This window comes from Pseudomonas sp. AK181, assembly GCF_051122975.1.
GTDB lineage: Bacteria > Pseudomonadota > Gammaproteobacteria > Pseudomonadales > Pseudomonadaceae > Aquipseudomonas > Aquipseudomonas lactis.
In genome coordinates, this window is sequence record NZ_CP146348.1 from 2508445 (window position 1) to 2525498 (window position 17054).

Here is a 17054-nt window from a genome sequence, read left to right on the forward strand (position 1 = left end):
TTTTATTGTTATAGGGTGAATGCCTGGCGGAAACGTTCCAGGGCCGACTCGCTGTCGCCGCTGGCCCAGCCCTCCAGGCCGACCACACCGCTGTAACCCATGGCGTGCAAGGCCCGGGCAATGGCCGGGTAGTGGATTTCGCCCGTGCCGGGCTCCTTGCGCCCAGGCACATCAGCGACCTGGATTTCGCCGATGGCGCTGCCAGCGCGCTGGATCAATTCGATCAGGTTACCTTCGCCAATCTGCGCGTGGTACAGGTCCAGGTTCATCTTCAGATGCGGGCTGCCGACGGCTTCGATCAGGGCCAGGGTGTCGTCGGCACGTGCGAACGGTGTACCTGGGTGGTCGACGGCGGTGTTGAGGTTTTCCAGCAGGAACACGCGGCCGGCGTCTTCCCCCAGGCGCGCGATTTTTTCCAGGCTCTTGCAAGCGCTCAGCCACATGCGCCCGGTGGTGTGGCTGACGGGCTGCACGGGCAGGCCGCCTTCACCCAGGCCGGTGCCATGCAGGTTGAGGCTGGGGCAATTGAGGCGCTCGGCAATGCCCAGGGACTCACGGGCGCTGTCGAGCAATTGGCGGATGCCGTCGGGGTCGGTGAGGGTGCCGCTGAGGTAGCCGGTCATCGAGGTGAAGTCCGCGCCGGTCGCCGCCAAGGCGTTGATGTCCTTATCGGCCCAACCCCAGATTTCGGCGCTGAAACCCAAGGCATGAATACGTTTGACCCGTTCGATGAAGGGCAGGTCGAGGAACACCATTTCGGCGCTGACGGCCAATTTGAACGGCATCATCAAAGGGCTCCTTGAACGGCCACGGCCTTGCCGGTTTGGTACGACTCAATGCAGGCACGGGCAATTGCCAGGGCTGCACGCGCATCTTCACCGCTGGCCAGGGGCTTGGCGCCGCTGCGCAGGCAGTCGACAAAGTGGTTGAGCTCGGCGATGTAGGCGTCGCGCAGCAGGTCGGTGTCCATCCGCTGGGTGTCTGCCTGGATGCCCTCGGCCAGGTAGCGCACCAGGTCGCAGTCGTTAAGGCTGCCCATGCTCAGCATGCCCTTGCTGCCGAACACTTCGCCGCGCACGTCGTAGCCATACACGGCCTGGAAGCTGGCTTCGGCGGTGGCAATGGCGCCGTTGTCAAAGCGCAGGGTGACCACGGCAGTGTCGAGCAAACCTTGGCTTTTGAATTGCGGGGCGATCAGCGCGTCGGCCATCACCTGCACCTGGACCACTTCGGCCCCAGGGTTGAGGTAGCGCAAGGTGTCGAAGTCGTGGATCAGGGTTTCGAGGAAGATCACCCATTGCGGTGAGCTGGCCGGGTTGTTCAGCACCGGGTCGCGGGTCAGCGAGCGCAGCAGCTGCGGCGTGCCAATACGTCCGGCGACGACGTCGAGATGCGCCGTGCGAAAGCTCTTGGCGAAGCGTCGATTGAAGCCGACCTGCAAGGGCACCCGCGCATCGGCAGCGGCGGCGATGGCGCGGTCGGCTTCGTCCAGGGTAATCGCCATGGGCTTTTCGCAGAAGATGCCCTTGCCGGCACGTGCGGCCTTGATCACCAGCTCGGCATGGCTACGGGCAGGGGCGGCGATGAGCACGCCGTCGATGTCCGGGTCGTCCAGTAGCTGTTGCGGGTCGGTGTAGGCCTTGTCCACCCCCAGTTCTGCTGCCAGGCGAGCGGCCTGGCCTGGAACCGGATCGGCGATGGCGGCGAGGCAGGCACCGGGTATATGGCGTGCAGCGGTAAGGCCATGGAAGCTGCCCATGCGGCCGGCACCGATCAAGCCCAGGCGAATGTTCTGTGTACTCATGAAACGACCCCTTTTGTTGTTATGGGCCCCCAGGACCGTCCTGGGTGACACAGGGGCAAGAGCAAGGCCTGTGCCAGTTTATAACTAGCTGATTTATAAGGACTTAATATTTCAATTAAACAAAAAGTGTTCATATTCATGACATGTCTATACTGACATGTCGAAAATATGAACATGGATAACCATGATGACCCAGGCGTTCAGTGTGCAAGACCTCGAATACCTCACAAACCTGGGGCCGGCCGCGCTGAACGACGGGCCCATCGCCGCGTTGGAACAGGCGTGGCGAGAGTGCCTGGCTGGCCAAGTCGTGCGTCCCGACGGGGTACGCCAAGTCATCTGGGATTCCTGGCAACGCAGCGTCGAGGCGGGTATCGAGCCCGGTAACAGCGACTACCGCTTTGTTGCGCCGCAAGCGCTGGCGGCGACCCTGGCCCACCATCGCGCCCTGATCGCCGCTGCCGCGCAGGTCATGCATGGATTGCTGGCTTACAACCCGCGCGGGCATATCAACCTCACGGATGCCGAGGGCACGACTCTGTATTTTTGCGGGCTGGACATCACCCCGGTAGGCAGTCGCTTGCTCGAATCGGTGCAAGGCACCAACTGCACCGGCCTGGCCCTGGCCGAAGATCGCCTGGTGTATGTGCTGGCTGAAGAAAATTTCGCCAGCGGCCTGCGCCAGCGCCACATGCACTGCGCCGCCGCGCCGATCAAAGATGCCCAAGGCCAGACCCTGGCCATGCTCACCCTGACCGCCGAGCCTGGCTGGTTTCATTTCCATACCCTGGGCACCGTTCAAGCGGCGGCCGAGGCGGTGTCGCGGCAGATGGCGCTGCAGGTGCTGCTGGAAGAACAACAGGCCGTACTCGAAGTGCTCAACGAAGGCTTGGTGGTGCTCGATGAGCGGGGCTGCATCAAGGCACTCAACCGTTATGCGCGGCAACTGTTCGGGGTGGGGCATGAGTTGATCGGCAGTCCTTTCCAGCGCCTGGGCCGCAGTGAACTGAGCGACGCGCTGGGTGAGCCTGTGCGCGACCGCGATTGCACCTTCCACTTGCACGACGGCAGCCAACTCGCCTGCCTGGTTTCGGTATGCCCGCTGGAGCAGGGTGGGGTGATTGTGTCTGTGCGCGAAAACCGCCGTATCCGCGAGATTACCCGGCGCATTATCGGCACCCAGGCCCGCTATACCTTCGAGACCATCCTGGGCACTTCCCGGGCCATACAAGACGCACTGCACCTGGGGCGCATTGCCAGTCGCAGCGAGTCCACCACCTTGATCCTCGGCGAAAGCGGCACCGGCAAGGAGCTGTTTGCCCAAGCCATTCATAACGGCAGCGAGCGTTGCAACGGCCCGTTTGTGGCGGTCAACTGCGGGGCGATTCCGCGGGACCTGGTGCAGAGCGAACTGTTCGGCCACGTCGAAGGCGCGTTCACCGGCTCGGCGCGGGGTGGGGCGGCAGGCAAGTTTGAACTGGCGGATGGCGGCACCATTTTCCTGGATGAAATCGGCGACATGTCCTTCGATGCCCAGGTCAGCCTGCTACGGGTTTTGCAGGAGGGTGAAATCACCCGTGTCGGGGCCAAGCAATCGCGGCAAGTCGACGTGCGCATCATCGCCGCCACCCATCGCAACCTGAGCCAGGCGGTGGCCGAGGGCGCGTTTCGTGAAGACCTTTACTACCGACTCAACGTGCTGAACCTGAGCGTGCCGCCACTGCGCATGCGCCGTGACGATATCCCATTGCTGGCGCGGCACTTTTTGCAGCGCTGTGCCCGCTCGCTACGTAAAGCGGTGCAAGGTTTCGCGCCGGATGCGTTGGCGTTGCTGTCAGCCCATGGTTGGCCGGGTAACGTGCGGGAACTGGAGAACGTCATTGAGCGGGCGACCAACCTGGCGATGGGCGAGCTGATTCAATCGGCCGACTTGCCGTTGGAAACCCCGCAACGCCCGATGTTGCGCGCCTACCAGCCTCGGCCCGCGCAGGATTTGAGCAGCCATGAAATGCACGCCATCGTTGCCGCGCTCACCAGCACCCGCGGCAACATACGCCTGGCCGCGCAGCAACTGAATGTGTCGCGGGGCGGGCTGTACAACAAGATGAGTCGGTTTGGCTTGAGTGCCGCCGATTTCCGTGAGCGCTGAAACCTCAAGCTAAACCGATCAGCTGCACAGGTTTTCCGGGGTCACTATCTGCGGCGGTATATGCACGCGGTGCCTCAAGGGGTCAAACCCCTCATCACTCTGCAAGCGCACCAGCAACTCCACCAATGCCACGGCCGTCTGCCGTGGCTGCGAGTCCATCACCACATCAATCAAGCCGTTGCTCAATGCCTGGCGCGACAACGGCGTGGACTCTTGCAGGATGCAGCACAGTGCCGGGCGCTTGGGCAGTTGCGCCAAGGCGTTGATCACGCCGTCGCCACCACCGCCGACCACGCATAACCCACGCAAATCGGTATGGCGGCTGAGCAGGTCGAGGGTGGCTTCTTCGGTGATGTCGCAGTTGTCCAGGTTGATCAGCGGCTCCAACGGTTTGAGCCCCGGCGCGTGTTCGGCCAGGTAGCTGTGCAAGCCCTCGACCCGTGCCTGATGCCCGAGAAAACGATGGCCGCCCAACAGGATGCCCACGCTGCCTTTGCGTGCGCTGCAAGTGCGCGCCAGCAGCCAACCCATGGTGCGCCCGACCACGTGGTTGTCCTGGCCTACATAGGGTTCGGCGGCGTGTTCATGGATGTCCGAAAGCAGGGCAACCACCGGCACGCCCGCTGTGCGGATCTGTGCCAGGCAGGCGTTGATCAATGGGTGGGCGAAGCTGACTACCGCGAGGGCGTCGCACTGCACGGCCAGTTGTTCGATTTGCGCGACGATGGCGGCGGGGGTGCGGTCGTTGATGTAGTCGAACTGGCAACTCAGGTTGGCGGTGGCGTGATGTTGCGCGGCCTCGCTGATGGATTGGGCCAGTTGCGCATAGAAGGCTTGGGCGGTCCCCAGCAACAGCACGCCGAAACGGTAGGTGGGCCGCCGCTCGCGAATACGCTGGCCGATCAGCCGTGCGGCGAAATAGCCCACCGCTTCGGCAGCCTGGAACACCTGTTCGGCGGTGCCGGGGTTGACCGGCGCGCGGGCGTTCAACACGCGGTCGACGGTGGCTACGCTGAGCCCCGCATGGGCGGCAACGGTGGCGATGGTTGGGCGTTTGTTGGTGTGCATGGCAGGCCCCTTGAGCGTCTTGATAGAAAACTATCAAGCCCCGCTGGGCCTGGATGATAGCTTGATAGGGAATGGATTCAAGGCCTTGAGGGTGATTTAGCCGCGCTCTATGGTTGGTTTCGCAAAGCCCCTGAAACCCACGCTTGCGGAGAACAATAACAATGCCTGGACACACCGCTCACCGCGCTCGACGCGACTACAGCCTCACCGGCCCCGAAGCGGCCCGCGCCGTCGACAAGGGCCTGGTCTCGGCCCGTTGGTACCAGTCGCCCATCCCGCGCAATCGCATGAAAGCCCTGATGCAACGCCGCGACGCTCCGGCCTTGCTCGACACCGCCCTGTGGTGCTCGACGTTGTTGGCCACCGGTGTCGGCGGCTACTGGTTCTGGGGCACTTGGGCCTGCGTGCCATTCTTCATCGCCTACGGTGTGCTCTACGGCACGGCCTCCAACCCGCGCTGGCACGAAACCGGCCACGGCACGGCGTTCAAGACCCGTTGGATGAACGATGCGCTGTACCAGGTGGCGAGCTTCATGTGCCTCTTCGAACCCCACGTGTGGCGCTGGAGCCATGCCCGTCATCACACCGACACCATCGTCGTCGGTCGGGACCCGGAGATCGTCGAACCGCGCCCGCCGAGCTTATGGATGATGGCCCTCAGCCTGTTCAACCTGCCCCTGGCCTGGAAGACCTTCAGCGGCGTAGCCCGCCATGCGTTCGGGCGGATGAGTGCCCAGGAGCAGGACTTCATCCCCGAATCCGAGTGGCCCAAGGTGTACCGAGATGCGCGTATCTGGGTCGGCCTTTATGCGGTGATCATCGGCACCGCGCTGTACCTGCACAGCTGGTTGCCGCTGATGCTGGTGGGCCTGCCCAGCCTCTATGGCGCCTGGCTCGGTTACCTGTTCGGTCTCAGCCAGCACGTGGGCCTGGCCGAAGATGTGCTCGACCACCGCAGCAATTGCCGCACCATCTACATGAACCGCGTGTTGCGCTTTATCTACATGAACATGAACTACCACCTTGAACACCACATGTACCCGATGGTGCCGTACCACGCGCTCAGCCAACTGCACGAAGAGATCCGCAGCGACTGCCCACCGCCGTATGCCAACCTGTGGCAGGCCTACCAGGAAATCATCCCGACGATCTGGCGCCAGCGCAGCGACCCCAGCTATTTCGTCCAACGCCCCACCCGTGGCGAGCAAGCTCGCTCGCCACAGAGTAAGAGCCAGTCATTGGAGATAAATGCATGAACGATCAATGGATCGACGTCTGCGCCGTGGGCGAAATAGAAGCAGAAGACGTGCTGCGCTTCGATCACGGCGCGCAGACCTACGCGCTATTCCGTTCTGCCGATAACGAATTCTTCGCCACCGCCGGCCTGTGCACCCACGAGAAAATCCACTTGGCCGACGGCCTGGTGATGGACCATGTGATCGAGTGCCCCAAGCACAACGGGCGCTTTGATTACCGCACTGGCAAGGCCTTGGGCGCGCCGGTGTGCGTTAATCTGAAGACCTACCCGGTGAGGGTAGAGGCGGGGCGGGTACTGCTCGCCGTCACGGCCGAAGGATGAACGCCCCCCTGATTATCGTCGGCGCCGGCCATGCTGGTGGCCGTGCGGCACTGACCCTGCGTGAAGAAGGCTACAGCGGGCGCCTGATCCTGATTGGCGATGAAGCGCATCTGCCCTACGAACGGCCACCGTTGTCCAAGGGCTTGCTGCAAGGCTCGACCGACTTGGCGCAATGCAGCCTGTGCGACAGCCAGCAGTGGGCGGCGCTCGGTATCGAGCATATCGCCGCCAACCCGGTCAGCCGCCTGGAGCCGCAGCACCACCGGTTGCAACTGGCCGATGGCCAATGGTTGACCTATGCCGGCCTGCTGCTGGCCACCGGAGGCCGGGCACGGCGTTTGCCCCAGGCGCAGGCGAATGTATTTTACCTGCGCACCCACGACGAAGCCTTGGCCCTGCGCGATCGCCTGCGCCCTGGCGCTCGGCTGGTGGTGGTTGGCGGTGGTTTTATCGGCTTGGAGGTGGCGGCGACCGCGCGGGGCCTGGGCTGCGAGGTCACGCTGCTAGAAGCCGGGCCACGACTGGCAGGGCGGGTGTTGCCGTCGGTGATCAGTGACGCGCTGCTGGCATTGCACCGTGAGCAAGGCGTGGACGTGCGTTTGAACGTCGCCTTGGAATGCATCCATGCCGACGCCGTGCAACTGGTCGACGGGCAACGACTGCCCTGCGACCTGGTAGTGGTCGGCATTGGCATGCAGCCCAACATCGAGTTGGCCGCGGCGGCAGATTTGGACGTCGGGCAGGGCATTCGCGTCGATGAGTACCTGCGCACCAGTGCGACGGATATCTACGCGGCGGGGGACGTGTGCGAGTTTCGCCTGGCGGGCCTTTATCAACGCCAGGAAACCTGGCGCAACGCCGAAGCCCAGGGCCGTCTCGCGGCGTTGAACTTACTGGGTCGGACCTTGGCGTTCGAGACGATCCCGGGGTTCTGGTCCGATCAATACGCGTGGGGCTTGCACACCGTCGGGGTGATGACTGCGCTGATGGTCCGCCGGGCATTGTCCGGCGGTGGCCTGCTGCTGTTCTACCTTGACGACCATCACCGTTTGCAGGGCGCCTGCGGTTGGGCCATGGGTAACCGCGCAGCCAAGGACGTCAAGCTGTGCGAGCGCTTGATCACCGCCCACATCCCGCTCAACCCGGCCAGCCTGGCCGACCCTGACGTCTCCCTGAAGCCATTATTGCGAGGCTGACCATGCGCCAGTTCTTAGTATTCCAATCGATGTGGGCCATGCAAACCGAGCCTGGCAGCCTCGAAGCTCAACTGGACCGCATCGCCGCCGCCGGTTTTGATGGCATTACCGACCATTACTGGGCGCCGGCATCGGTGCAGCGCCTGCACGCGGAGGCCACGGCCAGGGGCTTGCAGATTGAAGGGCAGCTGTTCCCGCAATCGGTGGATGATCTGGCCAGGGCATTGGAGGTGATCAGCCGCTACGGTTGTCACCACCTCACCTTGCAAGCCGACGTACGCCCACGTACCCAGGCCGAGGCGGCCAGGCTGATCGACGGCTGGCAACGCCTGGCCGAACAGGTGGACTTCCAGATTTTGCTGGAAACCCACCGTTATCGGCTCACCAACGACCTGTTGTTCACCCTCGACCTGCTGGCACAGATGCCCGATCTGAAACTGCTGGCGGACTTGTCCCACTACGTCGTTGGGCGCGAATTGCCCGAACCCGGCAGTGTGGAAGACGACGAACAGATACGCACCATCCTGCGCCACAGCTGGGGCTTTCATGGCCGCATCGCCAGCAGCGAACAGGTGCAGGTGGGCCTGGATTTTCCCCAGCATCAGCCGTGGGTCGAGCGCTTTACCGGTTGGTGGCGCTACGGGATCGAAGACTGGCTGGCCCGCGCCGAGACACCCCAGAGCCTGTCCTTCACCTGCGAACTGGGCCCGCCACCCTATGCGATCACCGACGCGGATGGCCGCGAGCTCACCGATCGCTGGGCCGAGGCGCTCAAGCTCAAAGCCCTGATTCGCCAGGTGTGGGCCAGTTGTCACGGATGATCTGCTAATCTGCGCGGGTTCAAACCGCCCTCAGCCTGTGGAATGCCCATGAAAACCTGCCCCGTCCGCCCCCCGCTCGAACCGCAATCGGTGTGCCACCCGATCACCAGCAGCGCGATCTTCATGGTCGCCACCCTGGCACCCGATGCGGTTGAAAACGTGCGGGCCTGGTGCGCCGACATCGCAGGCCTGGTGCGCTCGGTAGGCAAGCGCGTGCCCTCGGGCAACCTGACTTGCGTTTGCGGGTTTGGCTCGGATGCCTGGGACCGCCTGTTCGGCGCGCCGCGCCCGGCGGCCTTGCATCCGTTTCGCGAGTTCGGCGTGCAAGGGCGCAAGGCGGTGTCGACCCCAGGTGACATCCTGCTGCACATCCGCGCCGAGCAGATGGACCTGTGTTTCGAGCTGGCGACCCAACTGATGGCGGCCCTGGGTGATAGCGTGAAGGTGGTCGATGAGGTCCAGGGCTTTCGCTACTTCGATATGCGCAGCATCATCGGTTTCGTCGACGGCACCGAGAACCCGGTGGGGCGCAAGGCCGAGGCCTTTACCCTGGTGGGCGATGAAGACCCAGAGTTCGAAGGCGGCAGCTATGTGCTGGTGCAGAAATACCTGCACAACATGACCGCATGGAATGGCTTGACGGTAGAGGCTCAAGAGAAGGTGATCGGGCGCACCAAATTATCGGATATCGAACTGGACGAAGACGCCAAGCCGAGCAACTCCCACAGCGCGCTGACCGTCATCACCGACGAGAGCGGTGAGGAAGTGAAGATCCTGCGCGACAACATGCCCTTTGGCCGCCCTGGCGCCGGTGAGTTCGGCACTTACTTCATCGGCTACGCACGCTCGCCGCAGCCGTTGGAGCAGATGCTGGAGAACATGTTCGTCGGCCGCCCGGTGGGTAATTACGACCGCTTGCTCGACTTCAGCACGGCGGTGACCGGCGGCCTGTTCTTTGTGCCCTCGGCCGACTTGCTCGAAGCGCTGGCCGACCGCCAATAACCTGTAGGAGCGAGCAAGCTCGCTCCTACAAGGGTCAGGTGAGCAGGCCGGTGCTGACGGCCACGATCAAAAACACCCCCAGCAGCGCGCGGTAGATCACGAACGGCCAGGTGGAGAAGCGCTCCAGAAACTTCATCAGGCCCCAGATCGCGAAGAACGCCGAGACGCTGGCCACCACCAGCCCGAACATCAAATGTGGCCAAGCGTGGGCGGGCAGGTCGGCGCGCAGCAGCACCCACAGCTCTTTCAAACCGGCCAGGGCGATGGCCGGCAAACCCAACAGGAAGGAAAACCGCGCTGCTTCTTCGCGTTTGAAATTCAGGAACAGCGCCGCAGTCAGCGTGGAGCCCGAACGCGATACGCCGGGTATCAACGCGCCAATCTGCGCAACCCCCACAATCAAGGCATCGCGCAGACGCATCTGGCTCACATCGCGCGTATGGCGAGCACGCAGTTCGGCCACTGCCAGCAGCACCGCCATCACCACGCAGGAAATGCCGATCACCATCAGCCCGCGCAACGGTGAGTTGCAGGCATTCAAGGTCGACGACAACGCCAGCCCGGCAATGCCAATCGGAACAGTCGCCAGCACAATCGCCACGGCGAGCTTGAACCAGCGGTCGTTGTAGTCGCCCCGGCGCACCGCACTGATGCTACCCGTGGTCACCTGGCGCACATCGCGCCAGAAATAACTGACCACCGCCGCCAACGCCGCCAATTGCATGGCCGCAGAAAACGCCGAGCCGGGGTCTTGCCAGCCGAGCAGGGCGGGCACCACGCGCATATGGGCGGTGGATGACACCGGCAGCAATTCAGTAATGCCCTGGATCACGCCCAGGATGAAGATTTGCAGGTAATCCAGGGAGGCAAAGCCCACATCCAGGCCGGCTGTACAGACGTTGGTCAAAATACGTGTCCTTGAGCAATGGGAGGAAACCGGCGAAGTTTATTCTAAATGTTTCAGGATTTCGGCCAGGGCAACCGCTATTTGCAATCGGTTCAGCCAATAGAAAGGATTCTCCAGGCCATTGGCGTGGGGAGCACTTTTGTGAACAATGGCGCCCTGCGTTTTTCCACCGAGAGCCCCATGCCTGAAACCACCGTCGAATTGATCCAGACCGGCCCCGAAGAAGCCGAACTGATCCGCAATCTTTACCAGTACTACGCCTACGAGTCTTCGGACTGGGAACAGGAAGATGTCGAGGCCGATGGGCGTTTCTACATCCATGACGAACACCTGGCCCGCTACTGGAGCGACCCGCAATGGAGCGCCAACCTGCTGCTGGTAGACGGCTACATCGCCGGTTTCCTGTTGATCGAAGGCAGCGAACTACCGGGCATCGACGCCCTGGAACTGGCCGACCTGTTCATCCTCAAGCGCTACCGCCGCAAAGGCATCGGCCGCGCCATCGCCAGCCAGGTACTGTGCAGCGGCGAGCGCAATTGGCTGGTGCGTTTCTATGATCAGGACGAAGTGTCCCAGGCATTCTGGCGCACCGTGCTGGACAACCTGCCGCGCCCGGTGCAGAGCATTGAACTGGACGATGAGCCACAGTTGGTGAACTACCTGATTACCCGGGCTTCGTTGCATTGACGGGCGGGGGCTTTCTCCATATCTAAACCACGCCGTAGCGATCAACCGTAACCACGATGCGAAGCGAGCCGCTCTTGCTCTTGATCTGCTTTTGATCTTAGACGCCCCGTTAAACCACGCTGGCCGGAATTCGACAGTGATTTGGGGGGTAAACCGGCAGGGATGCCGGTTTAGCCGCCCCGCGCCATGGATGGCGCGGGGCGGCGCCCCCCCAAATCACTGGCGGATTACGGGCACACCGAGCCTAGGCGAGGTGCCGAGTGGTGGGGCAAGAGCCTTTTGCTTACTTTTGGGCTCTTTTCAAAAGTGAGCCGCTGTCAGAGCGGAACCCTAAGTGGCCGTTACCGCAGCAATGGATATGTACACAATCCAACTGCGCTGACTGCCAGGCCGCCATCGCAGGCAAGCCAGCTCCCACATTTGGATTATGGGACTTCAGGTAGATAGGCGCCGGCTGTCAGGCCGTCACGGGCCTAGCCCGGGTTGAACAGCACCTGCTGCATCGCCTGAGGCGGCTGCCCGAACGCCCTGAGAAACGCCTGGCGCATGCGTTCACGATCACCAAACCCGGTTTCGCGCGCCACCACTTCCACCGGGTGCCGGCTGATTTCCATCATCGCCCGCGCAGCTTCCACCCGCAGGGCCTCGATAGCTTTGGCCGGGGTCTGCCCGGTTTCTTCGCGAAACACCCGGCTGAACTGGCGCGGGCTGAGCCGGGCGACGTCGGCCAGGGCCTCCACCGATAAATCCTGAGTGAGGTTCTCACGAGCGTAAGCCAAGGCCAGTTGCACGCGGTCGGACTTGGGGTCCAGCTCCAACAAGGCCGACAATTGCGACTGCTCGCTGCCACGACGTTGAGCAATCACCAGCTTGCGCGCAATACGCCGGGCCAGGTCGCTGCCCAGGTCGTCCTCCACCATCGCCAGCGCCAGGTCGACCCCGGCGCTCATGCCCGCACCGGTCCACACCTGGCCGTCGACAATAAACAACTTGTCTTCTTCCAGGCGGATATCCGGGTAGCGCTTGCGAAATGCCGGCGCATGGATCCAGTGGGTGGTGGTGCGCTTACCAGCCAGCAGCCCAGCCTCGGCCAGCACAAAGATGCCCATGCATAACGACGCCACCCGACGCGACTGCGCGGATGCCGCCTTGACCATCTCTAGCAGGTTGGCCTCCGGCAGACGAAACTCCAGGTAGCCACTGACAATCAGCGTGTCATAGCCCTCTGGCCGCAGCGCACTGGTGTTCACCGAAAAGCCCTGGGAGGTCATCACCGCGCCGCCGCTTTCCGACACCAGGTGAAACTCATAGGCCGGCTCGCCGCGCAGCAGGTTGGCGCACTCGAACACCGAGCCCAGGCTGAGGCTCAACGACTGAAAATTCGGGTAAACCATCAGCGCAACGCTGTGCATTGCATCTCTCCAAGGGGCAGGGGGAGAGGCGATTGTCGGCGTGTGCCCGGCAAACGGCAACTGACTTTGGTGCATGTCCGCAATCCTTGCGGATATGACATTGTGAGCCAATGCCTCGCTGCCTAACATGAGCCCAACGCACTAGACGACTGGTCTAATCGCAGAGGGGCAAGCATGAGCAACGCAAGCAGCAGTGCACGGCAAGCGATTCTGGAACGGGCGCAATCCATTGTCGGCGCCAAGGGGTTTTCGGCGGTGGGCTTGAACGAAATCCTGCAAGCCGCGCAAGTGCCCAAGGGCTCGTTTTATCACTACTTCAACTCCAAAGATGCCTTTGGCGTGGTGTTACTCGATACCTATTTCGACCACTACGTCGAGGGCATGCAGCAGTTGTTCGATCAGCCGGGCTCAACCCACCACGCCAAGCTGATGCGCTATTGGCAAGGCTGGATCGACAACCACACCGGCTGCACCGATACCGGCAAATGCCTGGCCGTGAAGCTTGGGGCGGAAGTCTCCGATCTGTCAGAGCCCATGCGGCTGGCGCTGCAACGCGGCACTTCGCGCACCATCGACTTGCTTGCCGTGGCCCTGCAACGCGGCGTCGAAGACGGCTCGCTCGGGTTCGAGCAGGCCCCCGAAAGCCTGGCCAGGCGCTTGTATGCGCTATGGTTGGGAACCAGCGTCATGGGCAAGATCACCCGTACCACCGCGCCGTTCGCTGAGGCGCTGCTGCTGACCCAACAGCTGTTGGGCAGCCCTGAAAACCCTGTTATTCACACCGATCGAGGCACTGGAAAATGAAAGTATTAATGGTACTGACCTCTCACGACCAGCTTGGCGATACCGGGCGCAAGACCGGCTTCTGGCTCGAAGAATTCGCCGCACCTTATTACGTGTTCAAGGACGCTGGCGCCGAGGTGGTGTTGGCTTCCCCGGCCGGCGGCCAGCCGCCGCTGGACCCTAAAAGCGATGAACCGGATGCGCAAACCGAGCAGACCGAACGCTTCGCCAAAGACCCGGCCGCGCAGCAAGCCTTGGCGACCACCGTGAAGCTGGACTCGGTCAACGCCGCCGACTTCGACACTGTGTTCTACCCAGGTGGCCACGGCCCGCTGTGGGACCTGGCGGAGTCGCCGGTGTCCATCGCGCTGATCGAGGCCTTCGAGCGGGCCGGCAAGCCCATCGGCTTTGTGTGCCATGCACCGAGTGCTTTGCGTCACGTCAAGGCGGTTAACGGTGAGCCGTTGATCAAGGGTCGCCGCGTCACCGGGTTCTCCAACTCGGAAGAGGCCGCCGTGCAGTTGACCGAAGTCGTGCCGTTCCTGATTGAAGATGAATTCAAAAAACTGGGCGGCCAGTATGAGAAGGGCGCCGACTGGCAATCCTTCGTCCTCGTCGATGGCTTGCTGGTGACTGGGCAAAACCCAGGCAGCTCCAGCGAAGTGGCCAAGGCCCTGCTGACACTCTGCGCTTAAGTTAATCAACCGATGTACACGGTGGCGACTCCCAGGAGTCGCCACGGTTTTCGTTCGTCCTGAATTTGGAATATCGCCGTGCCTGACTGCATCCTGAACACCCCGATCAAGCTGGGGCATCACCGCTTGAACAACCGTGTGGTACTGCCGCCGTTGACCCGCCAGCGCAGCGCCCAGCCGGGTAATATCGCCACCGACCTGATGGCCGAGTATTACCGTCAGCGGGCCAGTGCCGGGTTCATGGTCAGCGAGGGTACGCAGATCGAACCCCGGGGCCAGGGCTACGCGTGGACGCCGGGCATCCATACACCGGCGCAAATCCAGGGTTGGCGCAAAGTCACCGCAGCGGTGCATGCCGAGGGTGGGGTGATTTTTGCCCAGCTATGGCACGTGGGGCGGGTGTCCCACAACGCGCTGCAACCTGACGGTGGCGCCCCGGTGGGGCCGTCTGCGCTGGCGGCGGTGCAAGCCAAGGCCTTCATTGAAACCGGGCCGGGTGTGGGCGAACTGGTACAGCCACCCGTACCCCGTGCCTTGACCACCCTGGAAATCGAAGAGCTGGTAGGGCACTACGCCCAGGCTGCACGCAATGCCCTGGACGCCGGGTTCGACGGTGTGGAAATTCATGCGGCCAACGGTTACCTGGTCAACCAGTTCATCTCGGCCCATTCCAACCTCCGTGAGGATGAATACGGCGGCTCGCTGGACAATCGCCTGCGCTTGCTGCGCGAGATTGTCGAAGCGGTGTGCAAGGTGGTGGGGCCGGAGCGCTTGGGCGTGCGCTTTTCGCCGCTGTTCAGTGGCACCGATCAGGACCGGGTCTACATCGGCCTGGTGGAAGAAGACCCGCACCATACCTATATCGAAGCGATCAAAGTGCTGGAGGCGTCGGGCATCGCCTATGTGTCCATTGCCGAAGCTGATTGGGACAACGCACCCGATTTGCCCGAGACTTTCCGCCAGGCCGTGCGCCGCACCTTCAGCGGCAGGATCATCTACGCCGGCCGCTACACCGCCGAGCGCGGTGCACGGCTGGTAGAGGCCGGGTTGGCGGACCTGATTGCCTTTGGGCGGCCCTTCATCGCCAACCCAGACTTGCCCCAGCGGCTGTTCAATGGCTGGCCATTGAATGCGTTGAAGGCCGAAGGCTTGTATGGCGGCACGCAGGCGGGGTATGTGGATTATCCGGTGTATGCCCAACACCAGTGATATCCCACGATGGCCTGTGTGGGAGGAGGTTTGCCCTAACGCGGATTAGTTAAATGAGCGCAATGCTCAAAGTCATGAAGATCAAATGTGGGAGCTGGCTTGCCTGCGAAAGCGGTCGTGCAGTAACAGATTCAGTAACTGACACACTACCTTCGCCGGCAAGTCGAATCGCCTCACTCCACCCGCAACACAATCTTGCCGATATGATCCCCACCTTCCATCCGCGCATGGGCCTGGGCGGCGTCGGTATAGGCGTAGACCTGGTCGATCATCGGCAGGCAACGCCCGGCACTGAGTAGCGGCCACACGTGTTCGCGCAGTTGCTCGGCAATCTCGGCCTTTTCTTCGCGGGTGCGGGCGCGCAGCAGTGAACCGGTGATCACCGCGCGTTTGCCGAGGATGGTCAGCAGGTCGACGTCGTTGGCCTTGGCGCCACCGAGGAAACCGAGGATCACCAGGTGGCCGTCCATGCCCAGGGCCTTGAGGTTATTGTTCAGGTACGAGGCACCCATGATGTCGAGGATCACGTTGACGCCCTTGCCATCGGTCTGTTTGGCGATGACCTCGGCAAAGTCCTGTTCGCGGTAGTTGATCGGCTCGGCGCCGAGCTTGGCAATCGCTGCGCATTTGTCAGCACTGCCCGCCGTGGCGAACGCCTGGATGCCCAACTCCTGGCAGAGCATCAACGCGGTGGTGCCGATGCCGCTGGTGCCGCCGTGGATCAAGACGCGCTGGCCTTTATGGGCACCGCCGAGGCCGAACAGGTTGGCCCACACCGTAAAGAAGGTTTCCGGCACGGCAGCGGCCTGAATCCAGTCCATGCCCGCGGGGATCGGCAGCGCCTGGCTGGCCGGCACCGCACAATACTGCGCATAGCCGCCGCCATTGGTCAGCGCGCATACCTTGTCGCCCAGGCTGTACTCGGTGACGCCATCACCCAGCGCCACCACTTCACCGGCCACTTCCAGGCCTGGGATCGGGCTCATGCCGGGCTTCATCGGGTATTTGCCCGCGCGTTGCAAGGCGTCTGGGCGGTTGACCCCGGCGGCGTGCACGCGAATCAGAATCTCGCCCGGCCCGGCCACCGGTACGTCGGCGCTGCGTGGCTGCAAGACCTCGGGCCCGCCAGGGGTGGTGATTTCGATCAGGGTCATTTCTTGCGGTAGCGTCATGGAAAAGTTCCTGTAGCGATGAGCGTATGGGTTGGGACCGTAGCGCGGGGTCGGCAGTTCAGCAAGATCATGCCGGGTTCCTTGGGCAATGCAACCGCAGGATTTCAGCACAAGCCTGCAAGTGCAGAGCCGCGGCGTTGGACACACTGGCTGCCGGTCATTTTCGACGCAAGCAGGTGGCATATGAACCAAGCAAGAAATCAGGATATCGGGCTGTTGTTTCTGCGGGTCAGCGGGGCGTTGTTCCTGCTGTGGGTGCATGGGTTGCCCAAGTTGCTGCACTACAGCGAACAACTGAAGCTGATCGAAGACCCGTTTCACCTGGGCGCGTCTATCACCTTGCTGCTGGCGATTTTCGCCGAGGTGCTGTGCCCGTTGCTGATCATCGCGGGCGTGCTGGTGCGCCTGGCGTGTCTGCCGATCCTGGCGGTGCTGGTGATTGCGTTGCTGGTGGTGCATCCGGAGTGGACGCTGTTCGAAGGGCAGTTCGGTTGGCTGCTGCTGATCATCTTCACCAGCGTGTTGATCGCAGGGCCGGGGCGGCTGGTGTTGAGCCAGCGCTTTGCCTGA

The 17054-nt window shown here is 62.6% G+C and carries 17 protein-coding genes; 11 read left to right on the forward strand and 6 right to left on the reverse strand.

The window, feature by feature from the left end:
• Window positions 1-8: 8 nt before the first annotated feature.
• Together V8689_RS12040 and V8689_RS12045 are read right to left on the reverse strand one after the other, a co-directional pair.
• On the reverse strand, window positions 9-788 hold the full coding sequence (locus V8689_RS12040; protein WP_056784236.1) for a TIM barrel protein: 780 nt from the start codon (window positions 786-788) through the stop codon (window positions 9-11).
• Window positions 788-1804, reverse strand: a complete 1017-nt coding sequence (locus V8689_RS12045) for a Gfo/Idh/MocA family oxidoreductase (RefSeq protein ID WP_056784238.1) — start codon at window positions 1802-1804, stop codon at window positions 788-790. The genes V8689_RS12040 and V8689_RS12045 overlap by 1 nt, the downstream gene beginning before the upstream one ends.
• 187 nt (window positions 1805-1991) lie before the next feature.
• Here V8689_RS12045 and V8689_RS12050 point away from each other — a divergent pair, with 187 nt between their 5' ends.
• On the forward strand, window positions 1992-3953 hold the full coding sequence (locus tag V8689_RS12050) for a sigma-54 interaction domain-containing protein (protein WP_056784241.1): 1962 nt from the start codon (window positions 1992-1994) through the stop codon (window positions 3951-3953).
• Between the two features lie 18 nt (window positions 3954-3971).
• Here the strand turns inward: V8689_RS12050 and V8689_RS12055 are convergent, their stop codons facing one another.
• Window positions 3972-5021 carry a substrate-binding domain-containing protein gene (locus tag V8689_RS12055; protein ID WP_056784244.1) on the reverse strand — a complete coding sequence of 350 codons (1050 nt, stop codon included), beginning with the start codon at window positions 5019-5021 and terminating at the stop codon, window positions 3972-3974.
• Between the two features lie 161 nt (window positions 5022-5182).
• Between V8689_RS12055 and V8689_RS12060 the strand changes: the two genes are divergently transcribed.
• Genes V8689_RS12060 through V8689_RS12080 form a run of 5 tightly spaced genes read left to right on the forward strand, consistent with a single transcriptional unit; the run spans window position 5183 to window position 9619 of the window.
• On the forward strand, window positions 5183-6277 hold the full coding sequence (locus V8689_RS12060) for a fatty acid desaturase family protein (protein ID WP_056784247.1): 1095 nt from the start codon (window positions 5183-5185) through the stop codon (window positions 6275-6277).
• Window positions 6274-6600 carry a MocE family 2Fe-2S type ferredoxin gene (locus V8689_RS12065; protein ID WP_056784250.1) on the forward strand — a complete coding sequence of 109 codons (327 nt, stop codon included), beginning with the start codon at window positions 6274-6276 and terminating at the stop codon, window positions 6598-6600. Before V8689_RS12060 ends, V8689_RS12065 begins: the two co-directional genes overlap by 4 nt.
• Window positions 6597-7796, forward strand: a complete 1200-nt coding sequence (locus V8689_RS12070; protein ID WP_056784253.1) for an NAD(P)/FAD-dependent oxidoreductase — start codon at window positions 6597-6599, stop codon at window positions 7794-7796. Before V8689_RS12065 ends, V8689_RS12070 begins: the two co-directional genes overlap by 4 nt.
• A 2-nt stretch (window positions 7797-7798) precedes the next feature.
• Window positions 7799-8617, forward strand: a complete 819-nt coding sequence (locus tag V8689_RS12075) for a sugar phosphate isomerase/epimerase family protein (RefSeq protein WP_056784256.1) — start codon at window positions 7799-7801, stop codon at window positions 8615-8617.
• 48 nt (window positions 8618-8665) lie between these two features.
• The gene (locus tag V8689_RS12080; RefSeq protein WP_056784259.1) at window positions 8666-9619 is read left to right on the forward strand and encodes a Dyp-type peroxidase; all 954 of its coding nucleotides are present in this window, start codon (window positions 8666-8668) and stop codon (window positions 9617-9619) included.
• Window positions 9620-9653: 34 nt separating this feature from the next.
• Here V8689_RS12080 and V8689_RS12085 read toward each other — a convergent pair whose 3' ends face one another.
• The gene (locus tag V8689_RS12085) at window positions 9654-10526 is read right to left on the reverse strand and encodes an undecaprenyl-diphosphate phosphatase (RefSeq protein ID WP_056784261.1); all 873 of its coding nucleotides are present in this window, start codon (window positions 10524-10526) and stop codon (window positions 9654-9656) included.
• Between the two features lie 48 nt (window positions 10527-10574).
• On the opposite strand from V8689_RS12085, the gene V8689_RS12090 reads away from it, so the two are divergent.
• The gene (locus V8689_RS12090; protein WP_056784264.1) at window positions 10575-11213 is read left to right on the forward strand and encodes a GNAT family N-acetyltransferase; all 639 of its coding nucleotides are present in this window, start codon (window positions 10575-10577) and stop codon (window positions 11211-11213) included.
• A 473-nt stretch (window positions 11214-11686) separates the two neighbouring features.
• Here V8689_RS12090 and V8689_RS12095 read toward each other — a convergent pair whose 3' ends face one another.
• Window positions 11687-12625 carry a GlxA family transcriptional regulator gene (locus tag V8689_RS12095; protein ID WP_056784267.1) on the reverse strand — a complete coding sequence of 313 codons (939 nt, stop codon included), beginning with the start codon at window positions 12623-12625 and terminating at the stop codon, window positions 11687-11689.
• A 174-nt stretch (window positions 12626-12799) separates the two neighbouring features.
• Here V8689_RS12095 and V8689_RS12100 point away from each other — a divergent pair, with 174 nt between their 5' ends.
• The 3 genes from V8689_RS12100 (at window position 12800) to V8689_RS12110 (ending at window position 15312) form a co-directional block, all read left to right on the forward strand.
• The gene (locus V8689_RS12100; RefSeq protein ID WP_056784270.1) at window positions 12800-13429 is read left to right on the forward strand and encodes a TetR/AcrR family transcriptional regulator; all 630 of its coding nucleotides are present in this window, start codon (window positions 12800-12802) and stop codon (window positions 13427-13429) included.
• Window positions 13426-14103, forward strand: a complete 678-nt coding sequence (locus tag V8689_RS12105) for a type 1 glutamine amidotransferase domain-containing protein (RefSeq protein WP_056784274.1) — start codon at window positions 13426-13428, stop codon at window positions 14101-14103. Before V8689_RS12100 ends, V8689_RS12105 begins: the two co-directional genes overlap by 4 nt.
• A gap of 78 nt (window positions 14104-14181) precedes the next feature.
• A complete protein-coding gene (locus V8689_RS12110) occupies window positions 14182-15312 on the forward strand; it encodes an alkene reductase (protein ID WP_056784278.1) in 1131 nt (376 codons plus the stop codon).
• Between the two features lie 173 nt (window positions 15313-15485).
• Here V8689_RS12110 and V8689_RS12115 read toward each other — a convergent pair whose 3' ends face one another.
• Entirely contained in the window at window positions 15486-16484 is a 999-nt protein-coding gene (locus V8689_RS12115; protein ID WP_056784281.1) for an NAD(P)H-quinone oxidoreductase, read from the reverse strand.
• Window positions 16485-16667: 183 nt separating this feature from the next.
• Here V8689_RS12115 and V8689_RS12120 point away from each other — a divergent pair, with 183 nt between their 5' ends.
• Window positions 16668-17054 (forward strand): DoxX family protein, encoded by a 387-nt coding sequence (locus V8689_RS12120; RefSeq protein WP_056784285.1) that lies wholly within the window; start codon window positions 16668-16670, stop codon window positions 17052-17054.

Bases quoted from the DNA above. Each gene is read 5' to 3' on its own strand.
- V8689_RS12040 (WP_056784236.1), bottom strand. From the start codon at position 788: ATGATGCCGTTCAAATTGGCCGTCAGCGCCGAAATGGTGTTCCTCGAC.
- V8689_RS12045 (WP_056784238.1), bottom strand. From the start codon at position 1,804: ATGAGTACACAGAACATTCGCCTGGGCTTGATCGGTGCCGGCCGCATG.
- V8689_RS12050 (WP_056784241.1), top strand. From the start codon at position 1,992: ATGACCCAGGCGTTCAGTGTGCAAGACCTCGAATACCTCACAAACCTG.
- V8689_RS12055 (WP_056784244.1), bottom strand. From the start codon at position 5,021: ATGCACACCAACAAACGCCCAACCATCGCCACCGTTGCCGCCCATGCG.
- V8689_RS12060 (WP_056784247.1), top strand. From the start codon at position 5,183: ATGCCTGGACACACCGCTCACCGCGCTCGACGCGACTACAGCCTCACC.
- V8689_RS12065 (WP_056784250.1), top strand. From the start codon at position 6,274: ATGAACGATCAATGGATCGACGTCTGCGCCGTGGGCGAAATAGAAGCA.
- V8689_RS12070 (WP_056784253.1), top strand. From the start codon at position 6,597: ATGAACGCCCCCCTGATTATCGTCGGCGCCGGCCATGCTGGTGGCCGT.
- V8689_RS12075 (WP_056784256.1), top strand. From the start codon at position 7,799: ATGCGCCAGTTCTTAGTATTCCAATCGATGTGGGCCATGCAAACCGAG.
- V8689_RS12080 (WP_056784259.1), top strand. From the start codon at position 8,666: ATGAAAACCTGCCCCGTCCGCCCCCCGCTCGAACCGCAATCGGTGTGC.
- V8689_RS12090 (WP_056784264.1), top strand. From the start codon at position 10,575: ATGTTTCAGGATTTCGGCCAGGGCAACCGCTATTTGCAATCGGTTCAG.
- V8689_RS12095 (WP_056784267.1), bottom strand. From the start codon at position 12,625: ATGCACAGCGTTGCGCTGATGGTTTACCCGAATTTTCAGTCGTTGAGC.
- V8689_RS12100 (WP_056784270.1), top strand. From the start codon at position 12,800: ATGAGCAACGCAAGCAGCAGTGCACGGCAAGCGATTCTGGAACGGGCG.
- V8689_RS12105 (WP_056784274.1), top strand. From the start codon at position 13,426: ATGAAAGTATTAATGGTACTGACCTCTCACGACCAGCTTGGCGATACC.
- V8689_RS12115 (WP_056784281.1), bottom strand. From the start codon at position 16,484: ATGACGCTACCGCAAGAAATGACCCTGATCGAAATCACCACCCCTGGC.
- V8689_RS12120 (WP_056784285.1), top strand. From the start codon at position 16,668: ATGAACCAAGCAAGAAATCAGGATATCGGGCTGTTGTTTCTGCGGGTC.